The organism is Mesorhizobium sp. P2_C4 (assembly GCF_056404575.1).
Genome location: NZ_JBFUDT010000004.1, coordinates 170685 through 192289 on the forward strand (window position 1 = coordinate 170685; position 21605 = coordinate 192289).

The following is a 21605-nucleotide window of genomic DNA, read 5'->3' on the forward strand; positions in this document are numbered from 1 at the left end:
GGGCAAGATTGCGTTGTGTCGCCCGAAATCCCACCATACAAGACGAATATGATGGATGTCACGCAACCACGCAATGCCGGCATTGACGGGCACGAGCAAGCCCTGGACCTCACGCGGGGAATTGCTGCCTATGTCAACCACCCTCTCGTGGCCGGGCTGGCGCGCGTCATCGCCAAGCATCCGCAGGCCGATATTGCCAACGCCTTCAACCACAAGCAGGTCGCCTGCAAGATGTGGGCGCTCGACAGGCTGTTCGAAAGCTGCGGCGGCCGGTTCGGTCGCATATGGGTTTTGGGTGGATGGTACGGCGTGTTGCCGGCAATGCTTTTCAACGACGCCCGTTTCGACATAGCGGCGGTCGACAGCATCGACATCGATCCCGAAGTCGGCGCGGTCGCCCGGACCCTCAACCGGGAAGCCGGCGACCGCTTCCGGGCGCTGACGGACGACATGTACGCACTCGACTATGCGGCCGGAGGGGCCGACCTGATCGTCAATACGAGCTGCGAACACATAGCCGATCTGCCCGCCTGGCTTTCCCTGCTTCCGCGGGGCACGACTGTGCTACTGCAATCGAACGACTATTTCAGCGAGCCGACGCATATTAACTGCGTGGCTTCACTGGCAGCCTTCGAAGCCATGGCGGCACTGCGGGAGATCAGGTTCTCCGGCGAACTGCCGACAAAAAAATATACGCGCTTCATGCTGATTGGAACTGTTTGAAGCGCGTTGCGCGAATCCAGACGCGATCAGGTTTTCAGGGACCAGCTTCGATACCGCTCGCGCAGGATTTGCGCCGAGCGGTGCGCGCCGTCCAGATCGAGACGATGCGCGGCCGGCGTCGGTCCCGCAAGCGCCTGTTCGATCGCTTGCGCCAAACCTTCAGGCGTTAGGTCCTTTTCCATCAGCACCGTCGCAAGACCGAGTTCTTCGAGCATCAGGGCGCGAACCGTCTGTTCGGTTTCTCCGCCGGCTGCAAATGGAACGAGCAGGGAGCGACAACCCGCGCGCAGGACATCGCAGACCGTGTTGTAACCCGCCTGCGAGACTGACAGGCGGGCGCCGGTCAGCAGGCTGGCGAAATCCTCGCGGAACCGGAAGATGGACAGGTTCGGCGTGACATCGCGTGCGATCGCGTCGAACTCGTCTTTCGGCAGGTTGGGGCCGGTGATCAAGCACCATTTCCAGCCGTTATTGGCATTCCGCGCCGCTGCGATGGTGGAGCTGACAAGGCGCTTTCCGGCAGCCCCGCCGCCAACCGACACCAGAACGTCGAAGCGCTCGGAGGCCGCGGGCGATGGCGGCGCGGCAACGAGCCCTGTGTAGGTGACCTCGGCCCTGATCGCCCCAGCCAGTGGAAATGTCTTATCGATGGTTGCGAAAGCCGGATCGCCGTGGACCATAACAAGGTCGAAATGCCTGTTGATGAGATCGACCGTTTCCTCGTTTCGGCCCGGCTTGACGCGCTCCTGAAGGATATCACGGACGGACGTCACCAGCAGCGGTCTGGGCGACGCCGCCTCGATGGCCTCGATCAGCGGCAGGAGTTCGAAACGCATCTGCCGGCGTCCAAATGGAAACGCCTCGACAATGACGATATCAGGCCTGCAATCCCGGAATGCCTGCAGCAGCATCTCTGAACGCCGTTTCTTGAAATCATCGTCGACGGGTTTGCCCTGCAGGTCGACAAGTCCGGAAAATCCTTCATCGCCGGAGGTGACAGGTGGCAAGATTACAGATTTTACACCCAGGGCAGGAAACCCCGCGACCGGCGCTCCCCCGGTCACCACGGTTACGTCAAACCCGTCATCGACCAGAGCTGCCGCAACGCGGCTGGCGCGCGCGAGATGGCCGATGCCGAGCAGGTGCTGGACATAGAAGAAAGCGCGCAGCCGCTTCATTCGGCGGCCCGCCACTCCCGCTCGAACAGTTCCTTGAGCTGTCCAATGCTTGCCATATGATCGAAATTGCCGCGCACGCGCGCCTCTGCGGCGTCGCCGAGGCGGGCGCGCAGCACGGGATCACGGATCAGGCGCTCCAGCGCCTGTGCTAGGGCAATTGGGTTTTCCGAGGGAACCAGCAGCCCGGTTTCATCCGGCAATAAAAGCTCCGGCACGCCGGAAATATCGGTCGACACGCAGGCTAGCCGCTGGCTAGCCGCCTCCACCAGAACATTCGGCAGGCCGTCCCGGTCGCCATTTGCGGTGATCCTGCAGGCCAGGGCGAAGATGTCGGCGCAGCGGTAGTGCTCGAGCACCTCCTCCTGCGCAAGCGCACCCTTCCAAGAGACGCGACCATCCAGTCCGAGCTTTTGCGCCAGCGCCTTGAGCCGTTCCAGTTCCTCGCCGCCGCCGATATGCTCGAAACGCCACGCCAAATCACCAGGCAAGAGGGCAAGGGCCTCCAGCAAGGTATCGTAACCTTTCTTTTCAACGGCGCGCCCGACACTCAGAACGATAACCGGTTCGACCGGCACCGAGCCGTCATGCTGTTTTCGCACCTCGCCGAAAATGCCGAAGCGATCAAGGTCGAGCCCATGATAGCTCAGATGCACAGACGGCTTGCCGTTAGCGAGTTTTTTCAGGCGGTCGAAGCCGGTTTTCGTGCAAGTGACCGTCCAGCGCGCCGAGGCAAGCTTGCCAGCCAGATCCCAATCCGCCGAAGTCCAGATGTCCTTGGCATGGGCTGAGCAGCTCCAGGGGAGGCCACGAAGCTGGCTGGCATAGCGCGTCACCGATGCCGGCGTGTGCGCGAAATGTGCATGCAGCCAGACAGCGTCTTCCGGCCATTCGGCCGCCAGCACGAGCGCTTGCCCGAAGCGGCGCACGCGATTGCGCGTAAAGTCGCGGGGGAGATCGGCGGCCAGCGATCCGAGCGCACGCCAGAAGCGGGGCCGCAGCAGATAAGCAAACAGCGAGCGAACCACGCGCAGCGGCTCGTCATGCAGATATTCCGGCAGATAATGGACGGGCGCTTTGATCTCGTCATGCACGGGGTGGCGTTTTGCGTCGGTCGGCCGCCTGAGCGCGAAGAGTATCAGGTCGAACCCCGCACGCTCCAGACCGAGCAGCTCCTGGGCGATGAAGGTTTCCGACAGCCGCGGATAGCCCTTCAGAACCACGACGATCTTGCGATGTTGCAACTCAGTTCATTCCCTCAATGACCGAAAGGTGATGGCCGGCCCGCCGGTCGAGCAATTCCGCGACGATTTCGGAAATATGAGGCAGCCCTTCCAACGTCAGATGCGGATTGCTCTGCGATGGGCGGGGTCGGTCCGGCAGCACCTCCAGTGCATCGGCAAACCGCTGGGAATCCTCGGCTTCTTCCGGCAAAAGCATCTCGACAAGGCCGAGTTCGGCTGCGCGCCGTGCACGGATCAGTTGTTCTTCGCGAGGCTTGACGCGCGGCACGATCAGCGCCGGCTTGTCAAAAGACAGTATCTCGCAATAGGTGTTGTAACCGCCCATAGCCACCACCGCCTTGGCGCCGGCAATCAGGTCTTCCATGCGGTTGTCGAACTCGATGATCTTGATATAGGGGATCTTGGCCCCCTTCTTGAGCAGCTTGTTGCGCTTGCGCGCTGGCATGTAAGGCCCAAGCACGATCAGCGCCCTATGCTGCAACTGCGAATCCTGCTGATAGGCATCGATGACGTCGTGAATCAGCTCTGCGCCGTCACCGCCGCCACCGGTGGTAACGAGGATATAGTCGCCCTCGGGCCGGTGGCCCGGCAACTCGTTCTTCTGCAGGCTCCGTTGCAGGAAACCGACGAATTTCATCTTTGCCCTGACCGCCGGCGGCACATCCAGGCCGGTCAACGGATCGTAGAAATCCGGCGGACCATAGACCCAGACCTTGTCGTAGAACAGGCCTATCTTGCGCATCACATCCCTGCGTGCCCACTCTGCTTCGAGCAGATGCGGCGCGTCCATCACCTCGCGCAGCCCAAGCACGAGCGTGGTGCCCCGCGTCTTGAGGTAGGACAGCGTGTCCTCGATCTCGCCGCGCAGGCCGAGCGGTTCCTTGTCGACGATGAAGATATCCGGCCGGAACGTCTCGGCGGTGTGGCGGATGATCGATTGGCGCATCCTTAGCGTCTCATGCAGATCGATATCCTTTTCCAGCGAGGTGTATTCACCGTTGCGCAACTTGATGACGCTGGGGATCTTCACGAAGTCGACACGGGCGCGGTAGTCGAAGGCGCCAGCGATAGTCGCACCTGATATGATAAGCACCTGAAGTCCGCGGAAATCCTCGACCAGCGAATGCGCGATCGTCCGGCAGCGCTGCAAGTGGCCGAGCCCGAACGTGTCGTGGCTGTACATGAGAATTCGAGCGTTATGTACGTGCTGGGTCATTGTTGAACGTCTCTTAGAATTCTCGCCTTGAGGACCGTGAGCGACCGCAGGCTTCGAAACCATCCCGGTCTACCGATCTGTTTTGAAACATGAGGGCGCAATTTTCAATTCGTATTACCCAGGAGGGTCCAAGGATGACGCTCTTCTTGATCGTGTCTTCAAGCTGATCGTCGTCCGCATACGACGTTCGACAATGTCGTCCAAAGCTCATTATCACTCCAAAGGTCGGGCTATCCGAGCCGCCGCGTGACAGCGCCTCGTGGCTGAAAGTGGCGCCGGCTATCACCAATTTGAAGGTATCCTGTGGAATGCCTGTCAGATAGGCTTTCTAATTACCTGAGCCCGAAACTGGATGGAATGGCGAATATCGCCTCGGCAGGAGCGGGCCGAGACTCCCTACTATTGTTTTGGGATGGATCGAAGGGCAAAGCGGTGTCCAAAAGATCGGCAGAAGCCATCCCTCTTGATTCCAATTAACTCCTATCTCTCCGAACTCCACTGGTTTCAGAGCGGTGAAGGCGAATTCCGCTATCCTGCCAATATACCCAATTGCTTGATCGGCATAAAGGACAAGTTCGCCGGGCTTCGCAATCTACGCCACATCGTCAATTGAGCCTCGGATATGGGCAAGCTGTTGATTTTCAAGAGACATATTTAGATTGGGGCCTTGAGACAGCGAGAGCAGCGAGAAAATCTGACGGTACATAAGCGCTCGAGAGCGCTTGGCAACATACCGTCGGATACATAAACGCTCTGACGGTATCAGCCTGCAACTCGGCGGCGGTTTCGATGTGGGGCGGCCAATGGCTTCCGCACCGAACCTAAGATACTCCGTTGGATCCTCGTTTATGGCAGACGTGCGTGGTCTGGCGTGCTTGCACTATGCGGGCTTCAACCCGAGGTGAGCTCGGCAAGTTCTTCGGCCGCTTCATTGATTCCGTGTGCAGCCGCTCGCTCGAGCCAAAGGCGACCGGCAACTGGGTCGCTGTCCCCGGCGAGACCTTTGGAGAGATAGCGTCCGAGCATGAGTTGGGCTTGACCATGCCCGCGCCCGGCGGCGGCGGCGAACCATTTCTGCGCTTCCGCCTGGTCGACCGGCAGACCATGGCCGGCTGCGTACAGCGCGCCAAGCGCAAACATCGCCCCGGCGTGGCCATCGACTGCTGCCCCCTGGAACAGCTGCACCGCGGTCTCTGGCGCGCGCGTGCCCCCACGCCCGTTGAGCAGCATCTCGGCAAGCGCCACCTGCGCGTCGAGCACGCCGCCATTGGCCGCCCGGGCAAACCACAGGCGGGCCTGTGTTGGGTCGGCCGCCACGCCGCGTCCATCCTGCAGGAGGCGGGCATACATATATTGCGCCTCGGCGACGCCTTCGGCCGCGCGCCGCAGCCATTGCGCCGCCTGCTCCTCGTCCTGGCGGACGCCAACCCCATTGGCGAAGCAGAGCCCAAGATTGAAGGCCGCAATCAGGTCGCCCGACGTTGCGGCCGCCTCGAACCATCCGGCAACGCTTGCGCGGTCGTCCGGCTCGCCGGCTCCGCCGAGGACGAGATTGGCGAGGTCGATCTGTGCTTCCTGATTGCCGCGATTTGCGGCAGCGCGCAGCCAGCGTGCCCCCTCTTCGACGTCCTCGGCCACGCCGTTCCCCGTCAGGTAGAGAGATGCCAAAGCGCGGGCTGCGGCTTGGTGACCCGCTTCGGCCGCCCGCCGATACCAGTTTGCGGCTTCTGCAAAATCCGGCCGCTGCGTCTTCACATAACGATCGCCGAGGAGATAGGCTGCTTCGATATTGCCGGCCAAGGCGGCACGTCGCATCCAGGCCTCTCCGGCAATGATATCTTGGTCGACGAGTCCACCGTCAACAAGTGCCAATCCCAACCGGAACTGGGCGGAGGGAAGGCCCTTCTCCGCAGCAGCCTGATACAGTTGGACGGCTGCTGCCATGTCGCGTGCCACGCCGAGCCCGTGCTCGGTAAGGACTGCCAGAAGATAGGTAGCGGTCGGCAAGCCGGCGTCGGCAGCGCGTCTTACCTCGTCGGCAATCCTGACCCGATCTTCGCCTTTGCCACGCCGGGCTAGTGACAGGGCAAGGCCGAGACACCCTTCGGCGCAGCCAGCCAAAGCCGACTTCTCGTACCAGCGGTGCGCCGCATCTGCATCGCGCATCGGTTTGGGGCCGCTGGTAAGGATGTAACCGAGGATCGCCTGTCCGGTTGCCGAGCCCGCCTCGGCCGCCCTGGTTGCAAAGTCGAACGCGGCCGTGAAGTCCGGTTTGCCCGAGGAATCCGGTTTGAACAATTGCGTCGATTCGGCGCCCTTGCCGTCAGCTTCCTTGGTCACCAGCCCGGTCAGGTAGAGAGCGGCGAGGAGCGCTTGCGCATCGGCGCTCCCGTGATTGGCTGCCCGCAGCAGCCATCGCGCACCTTCCATACGGCTCGGCGGCACACCCGAGCCTTCGAGATAGCAACGCGCGACCCGGTACTCGGCATCGACAATCCCCGCGCGCGCCGCCACCGCCATAAGCGAAAAGGCTTCGGCGGGCTTACCGCCGTCAGCGAGCTGGATCGCCCGGCGCAACGCTGCCGCCGGGGAGGCGAAACCAGTCAGCCGATCCAGGATTGTCATCGATCCGAGCCTCTATTCCTCCAGTGCCCTATGGCTCCCGCATCGCCTCCTGGCCGATCGGGAGCATCACACCGAGAATGTACTTGAGCACTGTGCGCCGGCCGACCTTTACGTCGGCGGTCACCGGCATGCCGGGGCTGACGGTGAAACCGGCAGGCACGCCGTGGAGGGCGACCTGGTCGATGGAAATCCGCGTGCGATAGAACGGTTCGGCGTCCGAAGGCAGCATGGCCAGGGAGCTGTTCGGATCGCGCGCCTGGTCCTGCGCAGAGAAGGAATCAGGGCTGAGCGTCCGCACGGTGCCATGAGCGAGGCCGTATTGCGAATAGGGGAAGGTGTCGAACTTGATGACCACCTGGTCGCCGACATGCACAAAGCCGCTGCTGCGACCGACGATGTTTGTCTCGATCTCAAGCGGCGCGTTGGCCGGCACCAGCGTAATCAATCGCTCGCCGGACTGCAGGATCGAACCGACCGAGACCTTGGCCACGGATTGAACGATGGCGTCTACTTCGCTCCTCAACTCGACCAACTGCTTGCGCAGCTTTGCCTTGTTGAGAAGTTCGCGGGCGTCGGAGATCCGCGAACTCGCCTCCGAAAGGCTCTGCGAAACATCCGCTCGCCAACCCTGAATGTAGCCGTTGCGCTCTGCGGCTACCGCCGCCTGCTGGAGCTTCGCGGCTTCTGCAGTCTGCTCGGCATTGCCGAGCGCCCTGGACATTTCCGCGCGATTGTCCTCGGCGAGCAGTGTGTTGAGGCGGCTGCCCACCTGTCTTGCTTCGAGCTGCTTGCGCATCTCTTCGATCGAGCCCGCGACCGCGAGCCGCTGGCGGTAGCCATCGGCATCCGATAGCGAACGCGAGATTACCGAACTGAGTTCGTCGCGCTGGCGGTCGAAATTCTCAACCTTGGCGTCGTAGACCGCCTTGCGGCGCTCAAAGATCGATGCCTGCAGGGTCCAGCTTGGGTCGAGACCGTCATAGTTGAAGGTCTGGCCATCCGCTTCAGCCTTCAACCGCGCCACTTCGGCTTCGAGCGTCGAAACCTGCATCGCAAGCGCCGCGAGGTCGGCTGAAGCAAAGGTCGCATCGAGGCGAGCAAGCACTTGACCGGCCTGCACGTGCTGTCCTTCACGAACATCGATCGAGCGCACGATCGCGGTCTCTAGCGGTTGTACGATGATGTTGGGCGATTTTGACACCACGAGCCCTCTGGTCGTCACGACCTGATCGACCGGTATCAATCCTGCCAGGGCGATCAGCACGATGACCAGACTTGAAATGATCCAGACGATGCCACGCGCCGCGTGCGGAATAGGCGCATTGGCAACAGCCGTCGACGGCCACTGGAACTCGAGTATGGCTGGCATCGTCGGGTCCCTCGTTTCCATCCGATGCCGCCGAGCGGGGAGGGTGGTGAGCGAGGTACTACTCATGGGTTACCGGACCTGAAGCGCAAATGAGCCGCAGCATTGTCAAACCAACCGCGGCGGGATGGCGACCGGGCGGCCGTGACGGCCGTCGAGGTGCCGGTTCTGCTGCGACCACAGCTGGCGATAGAGCGCGCATCGTTCGAGCAGTGTCGCGTGCGGCGCAACGTCGAGGACCTTGCCCTGATCCATGACCAGAATATTGTCGCATTCGGTCAGCGAGGAGAGCCGGTGCGAAACGATGATCATGGTGCGCCCGCTGGCGATGCGCATGAGGTTGGCGCTGACCACGGCCTCGCTCTCCGGGTCGAGTGCGCTGGTCGCTTCGTCGAGGATGAGGATGGTCGGATCGTGGATGAGGGCACGCGCGATCGCCAGCCGCTGTTTTTGACCGCCTGACAAATTGGGCGAACCTTCCTCGATGCAGGTGTCATAGCCATTCGGCATTCGCTCGATGAATTCCTGGGCGCCAGCCAGGTGCGCGGCACGCATGGCGTCGGAAAGCGTCAGGCCTGCGCGCCCGGCGATGATGTTATCGCGGATCGATCCGCGGAACAGAAAGTTGTCCTGGAGAACCACGCCGAGTCCTTGGCGAAGATGGCGCAGATTGATTTCCTTGAGGTCGACGCCGTCAAGCTTGAGGAAGCCGCTGTAGTCGCGGTTGATTCCCTGCAGCAGGCGCGCGATTGTCGATTTTCCCGACCCGCTGCGCCCAACAATGCCAAACATGCTCCCGGCTGGGATGTGGAAGCTGACCCGATCGAGCGCCGGTGTCTTGGTACCGATATAGCTGAAGGTCAGGTCGCTGAACGCGACCTCGCCGACAAGCCTGGGTCTCAGGCCAGTGGAATTTGAACTGCTCTCCAGCGGCCGGTTGAGGACAGACGCTGCCTCGCCGATCGCTGCACCGACCTCCTCGTAGTCCTCAACCAGTCGCGCCAGGCCGACCAGCGGCTGCGCCACGCGCTGGGAGATCATCATGAAGGCGAACAGGCTGCCGACCATGTAGCCCGAACGGTCGTTCAGCGCGAGATAGGCGCCGATCAGCATGGTGCCGAGCACCATCACACGTTCGATCGGCGTGACCAGGGTCTGCGGCCAGTTGGCGAGCTGTCCGAAGGCGAGACGAGCCTTTCCCGCTTCCGCCACCCGTTCATCCCAGAGCGCCTTGCGCTGCGGCTCGAGGCCGAGCGCTTTCACCGTCTTGATGCCGACGACAGTCTCGCCGAGCGCTGCCGCCTTCCAGGTCTCGGCCTCGACCACCCGCTGGTATCTCCGGCGCAGCGGTTTGAGATAGGCCAGGATGACCAGCATGATCACGATCGCGCAGGCCAGCACCACCCAGGCGAGCGTGGCGTTGATGTAGAACATGACCGGTACCAGCACGCACAGCGTGATCAGATCCAGGAACGTGCTGAGGAGTTTTCCGGTCAGGAATTCGCGGATACGATAGACTTGGGCCAGGTGATACATCGTTTCGCCGGCCGGATGACGCTCGAAATAGTCGAGCGGCAGGCGCAGCAGCCGACTGAAGACGTGGAGTTGCAGCTTGGTGTCCAGACGGGCGCCGACGACGTTGATGATCAGCCGCCGCGCATGGCCAAGAAGTGTCTCGTAGGCGAAGACCACGGCGATCACCGCAGACAAGAGCACCAAAGTCGAGATGCTGTTGAATTGCAGCACCTTGTTGACCAGCGTCATGACGATGAGCGGCGGCAAGATGGTAAGGACACTCAGCGTGAACGAGGCAATTGCGATGTCGCGCAGGGGCCGACTTTCCAGCCGCACCAGCTCAGCGAGCCAGTGAAGGGTAAAAGGCGCATCCGCCGCCACATGGGACCGTGTCGCGCGCAGCAGCACCGCCTCGCCGGTCCACACCTGCGACAGCCGCAGCTCATCGATGGCGGTGGCCTCACCGTCGTCTGGCGCGTCAGCGCTTTTGAGGAAGACGACGTTCCGCTCGGCACTCGCCCCGGTGAGCAGACCAGCGCCGCCATCGCTGAACAACAGGACGACCGGTCCGGTGTCCTGGAAGCGCAAGAGGTGGGACCAGCGGATACGGACGGCGCGCGACCACATGCCGGCGTTCTGCGTCCACTCGGAGAGATCGGCGGCAGTCGGAATCGTGCTCGCTGCCCTGAATTCGTTGGGATCGAGTTCAACGCCGTGATAACGCGCGGCCCGCAGCACTGCCTTGAGCCGCGGCCCGATCTGGTCGAGCTCGGCGGGACCGCCAGGGGCTCGCGCGGCTGCGTTCTGGCCGCTCGCCTGGTCCGCTGCGGTCTCGACTTCGGTTCCCGCGCGGATCGAGAGTAGCGGGTTTCCGGCGTTTGCGGGGACGTTCACCATGGACTTCTCATCCGGTACGCAGGGCGAGGGGGCAAGTATGCCCGGGCCGAGGCGTTTCCGCCGAGGTTTCCGGGGATGCCCCATCGTACTCCGAACTGATCGGCCGCGCGACTCTCATGCCACCCCCTGTTTCGAGATGATGAACGCGCGGGCCTCGCTTTCCAGCGAAGCCCGCGCGCGCTTTTCAAACTTGGACCAATCTCCGTGCGTGGCCCATTCAACATTCCTGCTCACTCATGCGGCTTCAAGAGATCCTTCAGGTTCGTCTTGACGGTGTGGTCGTTGCTGGCGTAGCCGGCGCCAGGCTTCGTCTGGTCGGAGGTGAGATCCGTGCTTGCACCCGACGGCTTGTTCTGGTTCTGACCTCCGCCAATCGTCTTGAGGACGTTGAGCAGGTCTGTCGTCACGGTTGTGGACGCAAGGCCGATCAGGTTGCGGAACGACGCATGGCCGGGATCACTGTTGCCGTCGGTCGAGCCCGACTGCAGGAATTTCGCAGTGTCCTTGAGACCGAGGGTGTCGGACGTGACCTTGGCGTGGTTGTGACCAGGGCCGTTTTCGCCATTGTTATTGCCCCCGGAACCACCAGGTGCATCCTGATCTCCATTGCCAAAGCCGTTATTGCCATGGTCGCGGTCACCGGTCCCACCGTCCGAGCCAGTCGCACCCGTCGGACCTGTCGAGCCAGTCGCTCCGGTCGACCCTGTCGAGCCAGTTGCACCAGTCGAGCCAGTCGAGCCAGTCGAGCCAGTCGCACCAGTTGCCCCGGCCGAGCCAGTCGCACCTGTCGCTCCCGTTTCGCCAGTTGCCCCTGTGGCTCCGGTCGAGCCAGTTGCCCCGGTCGAGCCAGTTGCTCCGGTCGCACCGGTTGCCCCGGTCGAGCCAGTCGCTCCGGTCGAGCCTGTCGCGCCGGTCGAGCCAGTTGCCCCGGTCGCACCGGTTGCACCGGTTGCACCGGTCGAGCCTGTCGCGCCGGTCGAGCCAGTTGCTCCGGTCGAGCCTGTCGCGCCGGTCGAGCCAGTTGCTCCGGTCGAGCCTGTCGCGCCGGTCGAGCCAGTTGCCCCGGTCGCACCGGTTGCACCGGTCGAGCCTGTCGCGCCGGTCGAGCCAGTTGCTCCGGTCGCCCCGGTCGAGCCGGTCGCCCCGGTTGCGCCCGTCGAGCCAGTTGCTCCGGTCGCACCGGTCGCCCCGGTTGCACCCGTCGAGCCAGTCGCACCAGTCGAGCCGGTTGCGCCGGTATGACCTGTTGCACCAGTCGAGCCAGTTGCACCGGTCGAGCCGGTTGCACCCGTCGAGCCAGTTGCTCCGGTCGCACCGGTCGAGCCGGTCGCCCCGGTTGCACCCGTCGAGCCAGTCGCACCAGTCGAGCCGGTTGCGCCGGTATGACCTGTTGCTCCGGTCGAGCCAGTCGCACCGGTCGAGCCGGTCGCACCCGTCGAGCCAGTTGCTCCGGTCGAGCCAGTTGCTCCGGTCGAGCCAGTCGCACCGGTCGAGCCGGTCGCACCCGTCGATCCCGTTGCACCCGTCGAGCCAGTTGCTCCAGTCGAGCCAGTTGCTCCGGTCGCACCGGTCGAGCCAGTCGAGCCGGTTGCGCCGGTATGACCTGTTGCACCGGTCGAGCCAGTTGCACCGGTCGAGCCGGTTGCACCCGTCGAGCCAGTCGCTCCAGTCGAGCCAGTTGCTCCAGTCGAGCCAGTTGCTCCGGTCGAGCCGGTTGCACCCGTCGAGCCAGTTGCTCCGGTCGAGCCGGTTGCACCCGTCGAGCCAGTGGCACCCGTCGAGCCAGTCGCTCCGGTCGAGCCCGTCGATCCGGTCGAACCTGTCGCTCCGGTCGAACCCGTCGATCCGGTCGAGCCAGTTGCTCCGGTCGAGCCAGTCGCACCAGTAGAGCCAGTTGCTCCGGTCGAGCCTGTGGCACCGGTTGAGCCGGTGGCACCCGTCGAACCAGTTGCTCCGGTCGAGCCGGTTGCACCCGTCGAGCCGGTGGCGCCGGTCGAGCCTGTTGCTCCGGTCGAGCCGGTGGCGCCAGTTGAGCCAGTTGCTCCAGTCGAGCCCGTCGATCCGGTCGAGCCTGTCGCACCGGTCGAGCCCGTCGATCCGGTCGAACCTGTCGCTCCGGTCGAACCCGTCGATCCGGTCGAGCCAGTTGCTCCAGTCGAACCCGTCGATCCAGTCGAGCCGGTTGCTCCGGTATCACCGGTTGCACCTGTGGCTCCGGTCGAGCCTGTCGCACCGGTCGAGCCCGTCGATCCGGTCGAGCCGGTCGAACCTGTCGCTCCGGTCGAACCCGTCGATCCGGTCGAGCCAGTTGCTCCAGTCGAACCCGTCGATCCAGTCGAGCCGGTTGCTCCGGTATCACCGGTTGCACCTGTGGCTCCGGTCGAGCCGGTTGCTCCAGTCGAGCCAGTCGAGCCCGTCGCTCCGGTATCACCGGTTGCACCTGTGGCTCCGGTCGAGCCGGTTGCTCCAGTCGAGCCCGTCGAACCTGTCGCTCCGGTCGAACCAGTCGAGCCGGTCGCACCTGTCGAGCCAGTTGCGCCGGTATCACCGGTCGCTCCGGTCGAGCCGGTTGCTCCAGTCGAGCCCGTCGATCCGGTCGATCCGGTTGAGCCCGTAGATCCGGTCGATCCGGTTGAGCCCGTAGATCCGGTGGCGCCGGTCGCGCCCGTTGCACCGGTCGCACCCGCACCAGTAGCCCCGGTGGCGCCAGTAGCGCCAGTCGCACCTGCGGGGCCTGTAGCGCCCCCGGTGCCAGCACTCGTGAGCACTAGTTGGCCACCGTCGAAGTGATTGCCGTCGTTGCCCGGGGCGCCGACGTTATTGATGGTCGTAGTGCCAAAAAAATAACCCGGTTGGATACCCGGAGTGACGGGGTCAATGTCGATAGGATCAAGCGTGCCGTATTGGCGGAACCCTGAATCATATATAAGATACGTATGAGTAATATCCGGAACAGTTATTGTTATTGCAAATTTTGGCGCCACGCTATTGGCTGAAGAATTAAGAACAAAAGTTCCAACGATTGTATCGTCATCAAGAGTTGGGGTATTTTTTGTGTCAATAAGATAGTAAGTGTTAATGCTTTTGCTGCTACCTGAATCTGTAAACCCCGAGAGCGTCAGATCACCTGCTACAAGCACCCCGGCGTAACTTGCCACCCCGTTCGAGGTCAGTGGCGGCAGGGGCGTGGACGCGTTCACGCGTGCGGACAGTTCCCAGGCGCCGCCCAGGGTGGCTGCGCCAACCAGCGACCGCGATGCGCAGACGTCCGCGCCGACGGCCTCTTCCAGCGCCGTAACGAAGGTCTCGCCAGCATTCCCCGATGCCGTTTCGCAGCTCCACAGCCGCAACTCGCCGTCCGCGGCAAGCGCCCGGCCGATTGCGGCAAGATCCTCAGCCTCTTCCTTCAATGTGACTGGTGACCACTCTCCGGCAGTGAAGCTGACCCGGCCAGACGCGCCGTGTGCGATGACGTGCACCGCATCAAGGCCTTGGTGCCCTGCGAGCGCGGCAGCGATCTGCCGCGCCGCCGGCCGGCGGCCGTCGAGCACAATCGCTTGAACCTCGGGTCGCACGTTGCCGAGAACAGTCTGGAGGTCGGAAACCGAAGGATCGACAAAAAGAATTTCAGAGGCGCGGGCCATGACTGGCTCCTGTTGGCTTCGAATTCAATTCACGGGGAAACCGCCCACCGGCCTGGCCGACGAGCGCTGCGGACTAAGGAGCTTGGGGGCCGTCATCGTCCGGACGACCCGACGGCGCCGTCGGGACGTTCTACGGCAGGGGTCTCTACGCGAAGGAAGCTGGCGAACTGGAAATTCCCGCCATCGTCAAACGTCCCAATGGCAAGTGAGCCGGCGGTGCTTGGCACCTTGACGGTGAGAGCGACAGCGATGCTCCGCTTGACGGCCCTGGGAAGAACGACCTGACCGACAATCGCGCTCTTGGCCGTGTCCAGAATGAAATAATTTACATTTTCGATCGTGTCGCCGATCGGCAAGACGCCCCGAACGGTGACTTCCATAACCGCAAATCCTGCCGTGAAGCTCATCATGTTCTCCTTGGTCGCCGGCGGCCGTGCCGCAGCTTCTCTTGGTTCGTACGTTTAGGTTTCAATCGCTGGTTTCAATCGCCGCCAAGCGCAAGCGCTCGCTGAGGTGAGTGCGGCGTCCGCAGGCGCGCAGTGGTCCACAAGGCGCCGAGGAATACCCATCAATCGCCGGGTAATCCCTGCTGGCGGCCAGTTGCGGATAATTGAGAGGTTGATCGAAGCGGATGCCCGCGTCGCGGGCGCGTCGTTTCGTACTTGGTATCACCCCAACCACAGCCAACTCCCAACACGCAACTTTCGAGGGAATCGACTACTTGCGAGGGAACATCAGGTTGGGAAAACGCCGGCCTTGAGTTCAAGGAAGTACGACGTCTTCTTTGCACGCCACCAGACACTCTCTGCGCCCTCACGCACGAAGTGGCTTGCTCCTGGATACTCTCCTGGCTTCGCAGACTGCGCGGACCGACGGGCCTTCGGCCCGGTCCACGGCTACCCTCCCAGACACATAAGACATTAGTAAATTATAAAATTAGCAACTTGTAAATAACCTGTTTACAATTTGTTAACTGCCCAACCAAGACTAACTACCTTGGCAAACATCGAGATGGCGTGCGTGCGGCCAAATGCATCGAAAAATCCGGGGCTTAAAGATGCTCCACCTTCGTTGGTAACGAAACCTTGATATCGCGGCGGGGTTTTTGCGTGAGCGATTGACCCGATTGGAAGGGTTGTTCGCACCCCTTCGTCCAAGGTGACCGCGAGACCTTGCTGCCACGGAAAGTGCTGGCTAACAATGGATGGGTTGAGATAGCGCTTGACTGGGAAGGGACGACCGATCTTTGCAACAGAGGTCATGCAAATGGCCAAGGCGGCGGGGTAATGTGCATGAGGTATAAAGGCCGGACAAAGACGCATGAGTTCCCCTTCAACAATTTCGCGCAACGCATAACGAACGCCGCTCCGTCAAGGGATTAGCATGAGCACCATCGGCCTGTGCATGATCGTCAAGAACGAGGCAAAGGTCATCCTGCAATGCCTCGCCAGCGCGCTTCCTATCGTTGACTATGTGCTCGTCATCGACACGGGTTCCGAGGACGGCACGCAGGACCTCATCCGTACCTTCCTGACCACGCACAATGTCAACGGCGCAGTCATCGACGAGCCCTGGCGGGACTTCGCGTACAACCGGACCTTTGCCCTTGAACGGCTGCGTGAAGTCGAGACCGTCGACTACGCCATGATCATCGACGCCGACGACGTCGTGGTCCAGGACGCCGGCTTCGATCCGAACGCGTTCAAGTCGAAGATGGACCACGATCTATACGACGTCGAGGTGTCCCATGGCGGCATTTCGTTTTATCGGCCGCAGATCTGCCGCAACCGGCTGCCGTTCTCCTTCAAGGGCGTGTTGCACGAATATCTCGAAGCCCCTCCCGGCCATCTCACACGCGAGACCGCCAAGGGTTTTCGCGTGGCGACGGGGCGTGGCGGAGCACGCAGTCAAAACCCGCGAAAGTACCAGGACGACGCGGCGGTTCTTGAAAATGCGCTCGCCACGGAGATCGACCCCTTCCTTGTCTCGCGATACACCTTCTATTTGGCGCAGAGCTACAGGGATTCCGGTGAACGTGAAAAATCACTGGCGAACTATCTGAGGCGTGCCGAGCTGGGTTTTTGGGACGAGGAGATCTATGTCAGCCTGCTCGAGGCGGGCAACCTCATGGCAGCGATGGGACGGCCATTTGACGAGGTCGTTGCCGTCTTCGAGCGTGCGGCGCAGGTCGTTCCCGCCCGCGCGGAGGCTCTTCACGCCGCGAGCCTCTACTGCCGCAACCAGGGCCGGAATGCGGAAGGAACGGAATTTGCGCGTCGAGGGCTCGACCTTGCCCAACCCGCCGGACTTTTCATACAGCCCTGGGTCTACGATTACGGACTGCTCGACGAGTTTGCTGTCAACGCCTACTGGACAGGCGCTTACCGGGAATCGCTCGACGCCTGTCTGAAATTGCTCGCCAGCGAAAAATTGCCGGCGGAAATGGCGAAGCGTGTGGTAGCCAATGCGCGTTTCGCCACCGACAAGATTCCGGTCTATGAGCCGCCGAAACTTGGGACGTTCGGGACCGAGAGCTTGATCGATCAGCACAAGCTTGTCCGGCGGCGTTCGTTGCGGTCGCGCATGAAGGGCGCGCCACGCATCCTTGTCGCAATCCTGGCAAAGCAGAAGGAGCCGGCACTGCCGCTTTACCTCGAGTGCATCGAGGCGCTCGACTACCCGAAGGCGTCGATCGTCCTGTACATCAGGACAAACAACAACACCGACAGGACCGAGCACATCTTGCGCGAATGGGTGGAGCGTGTGGGCCACCTCTATGCGGCGGTCGAAATCGACGCCTCGGACGTAGCCGATCGGGTCGAGCAGTTTGGCGAGCACGAATGGAACGAGACGCGTTTCAGGGTGCTCGGACGAATCCGCAACATAAGTTTGCGGAAAACTCTCGAGCACCATTGCGACTTCTATTTCGTGGTCGACGTCGACAATTTCGTGCGGCCGGCCACGCTGCGAGAACTTGTGGCGCTCGACTTGCCAATCGTCGCCCCCCTGCTTCGCTCCATCTCGCCCGGCCAATACTATTCGAACTACCACGCCGAGATCGATGCGAACGGCTATTATAAGCAGTGCGATCAATATGGATGGGTGCTCAACCGCCACGTGCGCGGCATTATCGAGATGCCGCTCGTGCACTGCACCTATCTAGTCCGCGCCGATGTGCTGATCGAACTGACATATGAGGACGCCACATCTCGGTACGAGTACGTCATCTTTGCCGACAGCGCCAGGAAGGCCGGCGTTGTCCAGTATATGGATAACCGACAAGTCTACGGCTACATCACCTTTGGCGACGGCCAATACCATGTGAGTGACGGGATCGAGCGGGCTCGAGGGCTGTTGCGTGGTGCGGGCGATACCCCCGCATTCACCGCCGCCCCGCCCTCTGTTTCCGGGACGATGCCAGCCCGGCCTGTCGAGCCAACGGGTTCGCCGAAAATTCACCTGATAAACCTCGACCGCAGCGTCGAGCGCTGGAGCAGGTATCAAAGCAACAACTGGCATCTATTGCACAATACGGTTCGCGTATCGGCCGTTGACGGCACTTCTCTCGACAGGGAGGCGCTCATCAAGGAAGGGCTGATTACCAGTGATTGTCCGTATCCCCCGGGCACGTTGGGATGCGCTCTATCGCATATCAACTTGTGGAAGCTGTCGGCTTCAGAGAACAAGACAATGACCATTTTTGAAGACGATGTTCGATCATCGTTTCGATTCATGGAGGAATCCGCTAATATTTTGTCTCAAGCACCAGCGGATTGGGATATAATACAGTGGGGCTGGATATTTGACCCATCTTTTGTTTGGTTGGATTTCGGTTTCACGAAGGCCAAGCTGGATTTCTACGATCGCCGATATACCAATAGAACTGCCTTGTTTCAGTCCGAGAAATTCTCCAGGTCCCTCATCAAGGTAGAGCATTCATTTGGGCTTCAAGCCTACACCGTCACACCAAGAGGTGCGCGGATACTTCTGGAAAAATGTCTACCGCTACAAAGGAGACTTATCCCATTTCCTGGAACTGCCGTTGTCCTTGACGACACGGGTATCGACTGCGCGATGTGTGCGGCGTATGGCTCGATGCAAGCTTTCCTTTGCATGCCACCACTCGTCATTTTGGACGACGAGCAACCTTCAGATCGAGTGGCGACGGATCAGCGGTCAGCCGGGAACTAGTACTCTATCTCGATCCCTGGTGACCGTCGCTCTACCACGGCCTCACTGGTAAGGAGGAACTCCCAACACTTGACTGACTATAGCAAATTTTCGCTTTGCCAGGTCAGAAAGAACGGCAACCTTATCGCGCCTCTTGGTAAAGAGCGCGTCAAACTCGACTGCATCGCCATCGAAGTGCGGCACTTGATTAAGCTGGCGCAGGGCGAAACCGAAATCGCCCAGAATGTCGACTATGTCACCAATCAGCTTTTGTCCTCGATATATTGGAACAACATGCGTTTCCAGTTCGATAGCCAGACAGCATTCCAGAAGGTGGCCGAAACCAAGCAGAACTTCGTATTCAAGACCTTGGACGTCTATTTTTACAACATCCGGTGACGGAACCGCGCCTGCGCGGAACAATTCGTCATATCGGACACACTCGACCTCTTGCATACTGACAACTTTGAAGACACGGCCTACCGAGTAGTGCTGCAATATCTCAAAGTTCGGCTCTCGCAGGGATGAGCAGTAAGATCCGGCGGTAATATACAGCTTTTGGGAGCCAGAAGTGTTTGCCAGTGCCTTTTCCACCACTTGCGCGCCCGGAATCCGGCCAAGAGTTTGGCGTATCACCGTCGCTTCCGACGACAAGGGTTCGAACACGACGGGCGTAATATGGTCGGCTCGTAGCATCCACTTGAGTTGCAACCCTCCTTGGCCGCCAACATCGACGAGGGTGATCCGCTCCTCCGCCGGCGTGCGAGACAATTCGGGATAGGCATCAAACGTTTCAACCAGAACGCTCAAGAGTGCAAACTGTTCGAGACCAGTGCCGGCGTAGACGGGACGACCATTGTCGGAGCAGCCTATTGAGAGAGACCCATGGCAGCTCAAAAAGCTCACATCGACCTCGATCGCGCCATCTGGATGAGCATTGATCGAAATGTTGTGGCTGATACCCCTGTTTACTATGGTGCCGTCGAACGCAATTTCCGCGACATCCAAAGAACCATAATGGTGGATGTAGAAGTTTGTGGTGGTCGTGGGGAAGAATCTGAGAAGGCACCTCATACGAACCATTCGAAACAGAAAAGCTGAATCGTGAAGCCGTAGAAGATGCCAGTCGCGGCGGTCACTATCGCAAACGACCAAGGCTCCGCCAACGATATGGGTCGACAGCTCGTGGACGACCTGCCAGCTTGATAACGCATCTCCAACATATGTTTTGGAAAAGATCGCCTCGCCCACCCTCACGTCCCTAGCCGCTTCCGAGTAGTTCAACTTCCAAGCTGGCCTACGACTTAGACCTCGGCCGATAACAGAACAAGCTGGGAGTTCCTATTTTTCGCCTTCAGGACAACATTAGGCTGAAGTCGTGACATCGAGGTCCGAAGTTGCAGCGACGAGATTTCCTGACATTGCTTGCGGGTTCAGCGGCCGGCAGCCTGGCACCGGTAGCGTTGACACGCTTGGGCAGTTGGAGCACAGCCTACGCCGCCATGTCTCCCCCGCCTTCCCCGACCGGCCCATCACCAACCCTCCTCACCGCGCCCATCGAGCTTGCCGGCAACTGGGGGCGCATGCTGGAGGGCGCTGCCGTTCAGGTGGTGGAGCGGATGCGGCATGCATGCCTGGACGGCGTGCGCCTGCTCTCCGACCGCCAGCCGACGAGGCTGCGTGTCGACGAGCACACTTCCGGCACGCCGGCCATCTGGCTGCATCCGGACGGCAGCAGCATGGCCTGGATCATCGTGGATATTGGTGAGCGTGACTGGTCGAAGCTCGCCTACCAGTTCGGCCATGAGCTCGGCCATGTGCTCTGCAACAGCTGGCAGCCGGACGCCAAGCCGGCGCCCCCTTGCCAATGGGTCGAGGAAGCCATGGTGGAGGCCCACTCGCTGCGCGGGCTCGGGCGTCTGGCGAAAAGCTGGAAGGAGGCCCCGCCCTTCGCCGGCGACAACGCCTTCGGCGATGCCATCGCCCGGTACCGCCAGGACATCATCGATCGCTATGAGGCGCTCGCTGAAAGCCAGGGGCTCACGCGCGACGCCGCTGCGTGGTTCGCCGACCACCGCGGCGAGATCGAAATGCCCGCCCTCAATCCATTCGCTCAAGCAATGTCAGTGACCATCCTCGCCGAATACGACCGCGCGCCCGAGTGCATCGAAGCTCTCGGCGCACTCAACCGATGGCCTGGCCGCACAGGTATCCCGATCGCCGAGTATCTGAAGCTATGGGAGGCGAGTTGTGTCGAACTGCAAGCCTCGCCGCGACTGCCGGTCCGGCTGCGCGAACTGTTGCGCATCATCGGTTAGACGGTGACGGTATTTTTCGCACTGCCGCTAAGGGATCGATGCCGGCCTGCGAGGAGAAAATCGACCGGTCCTATCGCCATACTTGCCTGGACACAGTCTGTGAAAACGGGTGATAAGGTATGCCTGCGCTCAGAGTCAAAGAAGGGCCGGGGGCACCAGAAAATGGCACACCCACTATGCACCGCAATGCTTGGTTTCTCGGTCCTTGCCCTGGTCGCGTGCCAAACCGCCCCTGAAACGCAGCAACCCGCCGCTGTCGAACCTGGGCTAGGACCTGGTCTCACTCCTCCCCAACCTGCCTTGGGTCCTGCCTCGGTTTCTTCCGGTTCGGCAATCATGGATCAATCCGTGACGATCACTCCCCCTGGCAAGGGCATTCCAGAGAAATACGCTGCTTTTTCAGGCCTATGGGCCGGACGATTGGAAGGGACGTATGAAGCCAAACTTGCTGTTCAGACGATTTCTTCCAATGGAAAGGTGACAGTCACCTATGCGTGGGGAAATCTGGCCGACAACTTTCCGGGGGAGGCCGCTGGCGCGGGAAGAATTATCGGGACCACGTTGAAGCTTGGGCGCCTCCCGAATGGCGCGGACCTCAGCTTTGTGATGCTGTCCGATGGAACCTTGGCAGCAACCGTCGCGCTTGCCGGCCAGACCTACACGGGCACGTTCGTCAAGCAATAATCAAAGACGCATCTGGGTGGCGCTCCGG

At 61.3% G+C, this 21605-nt stretch carries 16 protein-coding genes and 1 pseudogene; 6 read left to right on the forward strand and 11 right to left on the reverse strand.

Features of this window, described 5'->3' with window-relative positions; translation table 11 throughout:
* Positions 1-51: 51 nt before the first annotated feature.
* The gene (locus AC1DX6_RS17320; protein ID WP_477316452.1) at positions 52-723 is read left to right on the forward strand and encodes a class I SAM-dependent methyltransferase; all 672 of its coding nucleotides are present in this window, start codon (positions 52-54) and stop codon (positions 721-723) included.
* 26 nt (positions 724-749) lie between these two features.
* Here AC1DX6_RS17320 and AC1DX6_RS17325 read toward each other — a convergent pair whose 3' ends face one another.
* The 7 genes from AC1DX6_RS17325 to AC1DX6_RS17355 form a co-directional block, all read right to left on the reverse strand.
* Positions 750-1901, reverse strand: coding sequence for a glycosyltransferase family protein (locus tag AC1DX6_RS17325; protein ID WP_477315421.1), 1152 nt, complete (start codon positions 1899-1901; stop codon positions 750-752).
* Positions 1898-3142, reverse strand: a complete 1245-nt coding sequence (locus tag AC1DX6_RS17330; protein WP_477315423.1) for a glycosyltransferase family 4 protein — start codon at positions 3140-3142, stop codon at positions 1898-1900. The genes AC1DX6_RS17325 and AC1DX6_RS17330 overlap by 4 nt, the downstream gene beginning before the upstream one ends.
* A 1-nt stretch (position 3143) precedes the next feature.
* Positions 3144-4358 carry a glycosyltransferase family protein gene (locus AC1DX6_RS17335; RefSeq protein WP_477315425.1) on the reverse strand — a complete coding sequence of 405 codons (1215 nt, stop codon included), beginning with the start codon at positions 4356-4358 and terminating at the stop codon, positions 3144-3146.
* Between the two features lie 891 nt (positions 4359-5249).
* Positions 5250-6935 carry an SEL1-like repeat protein gene (locus AC1DX6_RS17340; RefSeq protein WP_477315427.1) on the reverse strand — a complete coding sequence of 562 codons (1686 nt, stop codon included), beginning with the start codon at positions 6933-6935 and terminating at the stop codon, positions 5250-5252.
* A 76-nt stretch (positions 6936-7011) separates the two neighbouring features.
* A complete protein-coding gene (locus tag AC1DX6_RS17345) occupies positions 7012-8352 on the reverse strand; it encodes an HlyD family type I secretion periplasmic adaptor subunit (RefSeq protein WP_477315429.1) in 1341 nt (446 codons plus the stop codon).
* Between the two features lie 105 nt (positions 8353-8457).
* Positions 8458-10761 carry a peptidase domain-containing ABC transporter gene (locus AC1DX6_RS17350; protein ID WP_477315431.1) on the reverse strand — a complete coding sequence of 768 codons (2304 nt, stop codon included), beginning with the start codon at positions 10759-10761 and terminating at the stop codon, positions 8458-8460.
* A gap of 230 nt (positions 10762-10991) precedes the next feature.
* The gene (locus tag AC1DX6_RS17355; RefSeq protein WP_477316494.1) at positions 10992-11168 is read right to left on the reverse strand and encodes a hypothetical protein; all 177 of its coding nucleotides are present in this window, start codon (positions 11166-11168) and stop codon (positions 10992-10994) included.
* A gap of 406 nt (positions 11169-11574) precedes the next feature.
* Here AC1DX6_RS17355 and AC1DX6_RS17360 point away from each other — a divergent pair, with 406 nt between their 5' ends.
* Entirely contained in the window at positions 11575-12003 is a 429-nt protein-coding gene (locus AC1DX6_RS17360; RefSeq protein ID WP_477316496.1) for a hypothetical protein, read from the forward strand.
* A 525-nt stretch (positions 12004-12528) separates the two neighbouring features.
* Entirely contained in the window at positions 12529-13551 is a 1023-nt protein-coding gene (locus tag AC1DX6_RS17365; RefSeq protein ID WP_477316498.1) for a hypothetical protein, read from the forward strand.
* Between the two features lie 356 nt (positions 13552-13907).
* On the opposite strand, the pseudogene AC1DX6_RS17370 reads toward AC1DX6_RS17365, so the two are convergent.
* The 3 genes and pseudogenes from AC1DX6_RS17370 to AC1DX6_RS17380 all read right to left on the reverse strand — a co-directional run.
* Positions 13908-14405, reverse strand: a pseudogene (locus AC1DX6_RS17370) (DUF4347 domain-containing protein); the annotation flags it as partial.
* A 92-nt stretch (positions 14406-14497) separates the two neighbouring features.
* Positions 14498-14812 carry a hypothetical protein gene (locus tag AC1DX6_RS17375; protein ID WP_477315433.1) on the reverse strand — a complete coding sequence of 105 codons (315 nt, stop codon included), beginning with the start codon at positions 14810-14812 and terminating at the stop codon, positions 14498-14500.
* A gap of 552 nt (positions 14813-15364) precedes the next feature.
* Positions 15365-15667: a hypothetical protein gene (locus AC1DX6_RS17380; RefSeq protein ID WP_477315435.1), complete on the reverse strand. Its 303-nt coding sequence runs from the start codon at positions 15665-15667 to the stop codon at positions 15365-15367.
* A 121-nt stretch (positions 15668-15788) separates the two neighbouring features.
* Between AC1DX6_RS17380 and AC1DX6_RS17385 the strand changes: the two genes are divergently transcribed.
* The gene (locus AC1DX6_RS17385) at positions 15789-18596 is read left to right on the forward strand and encodes a glycosyltransferase family 25 protein (RefSeq protein WP_477315437.1); all 2808 of its coding nucleotides are present in this window, start codon (positions 15789-15791) and stop codon (positions 18594-18596) included.
* A 42-nt stretch (positions 18597-18638) separates the two neighbouring features.
* Here the strand turns inward: AC1DX6_RS17385 and AC1DX6_RS17390 are convergent, their stop codons facing one another.
* Positions 18639-19826: an FkbM family methyltransferase gene (locus AC1DX6_RS17390; protein WP_477315439.1), complete on the reverse strand. Its 1188-nt coding sequence runs from the start codon at positions 19824-19826 to the stop codon at positions 18639-18641.
* Positions 19827-20158: 332 nt separating this feature from the next.
* Between AC1DX6_RS17390 and AC1DX6_RS17395 the strand changes: the two genes are divergently transcribed.
* Both AC1DX6_RS17395 and AC1DX6_RS17400 read left to right on the forward strand, forming a co-directional pair.
* Complete coding sequence (locus AC1DX6_RS17395; protein ID WP_477315441.1) at positions 20159-20893, forward strand: hypothetical protein; 735 nt, start codon at positions 20159-20161, stop codon at positions 20891-20893.
* Between the two features lie 348 nt (positions 20894-21241).
* On the forward strand, positions 21242-21577 hold the full coding sequence (locus AC1DX6_RS17400) for a hypothetical protein (RefSeq protein WP_477315443.1): 336 nt from the start codon (positions 21242-21244) through the stop codon (positions 21575-21577).
* Positions 21578-21605: the final 28 nt, after the last annotated feature.

Excerpts from the sequence above, each read along its gene's own strand:
- AC1DX6_RS17395 (WP_477315441.1), top strand. The coding sequence starts at position 20,159 with ATGCTGGAGGGCGCTGCCGTTCAGGTGGTGGAGCGGATGCGGCATGCA.
- AC1DX6_RS17345 (WP_477315429.1), bottom strand. The coding sequence starts at position 8,352 with ATGCCAGCCATACTCGAGTTCCAGTGGCCGTCGACGGCTGTTGCCAAT.
- AC1DX6_RS17380 (WP_477315435.1), bottom strand. The coding sequence starts at position 15,667 with ATGACCTCTGTTGCAAAGATCGGTCGTCCCTTCCCAGTCAAGCGCTAT.
- AC1DX6_RS17385 (WP_477315437.1), top strand. The coding sequence starts at position 15,789 with ATGAGCACCATCGGCCTGTGCATGATCGTCAAGAACGAGGCAAAGGTC.
- AC1DX6_RS17375 (WP_477315433.1), bottom strand. The coding sequence starts at position 14,812 with ATGAGCTTCACGGCAGGATTTGCGGTTATGGAAGTCACCGTTCGGGGC.
- AC1DX6_RS17325 (WP_477315421.1), bottom strand. The coding sequence starts at position 1,901 with ATGAAGCGGCTGCGCGCTTTCTTCTATGTCCAGCACCTGCTCGGCATC.
- AC1DX6_RS17335 (WP_477315425.1), bottom strand. The coding sequence starts at position 4,358 with ATGACCCAGCACGTACATAACGCTCGAATTCTCATGTACAGCCACGAC.
- AC1DX6_RS17320 (WP_477316452.1), top strand. The coding sequence starts at position 52 with ATGGATGTCACGCAACCACGCAATGCCGGCATTGACGGGCACGAGCAA.
- AC1DX6_RS17350 (WP_477315431.1), bottom strand. The coding sequence starts at position 10,761 with ATGGTGAACGTCCCCGCAAACGCCGGAAACCCGCTACTCTCGATCCGC.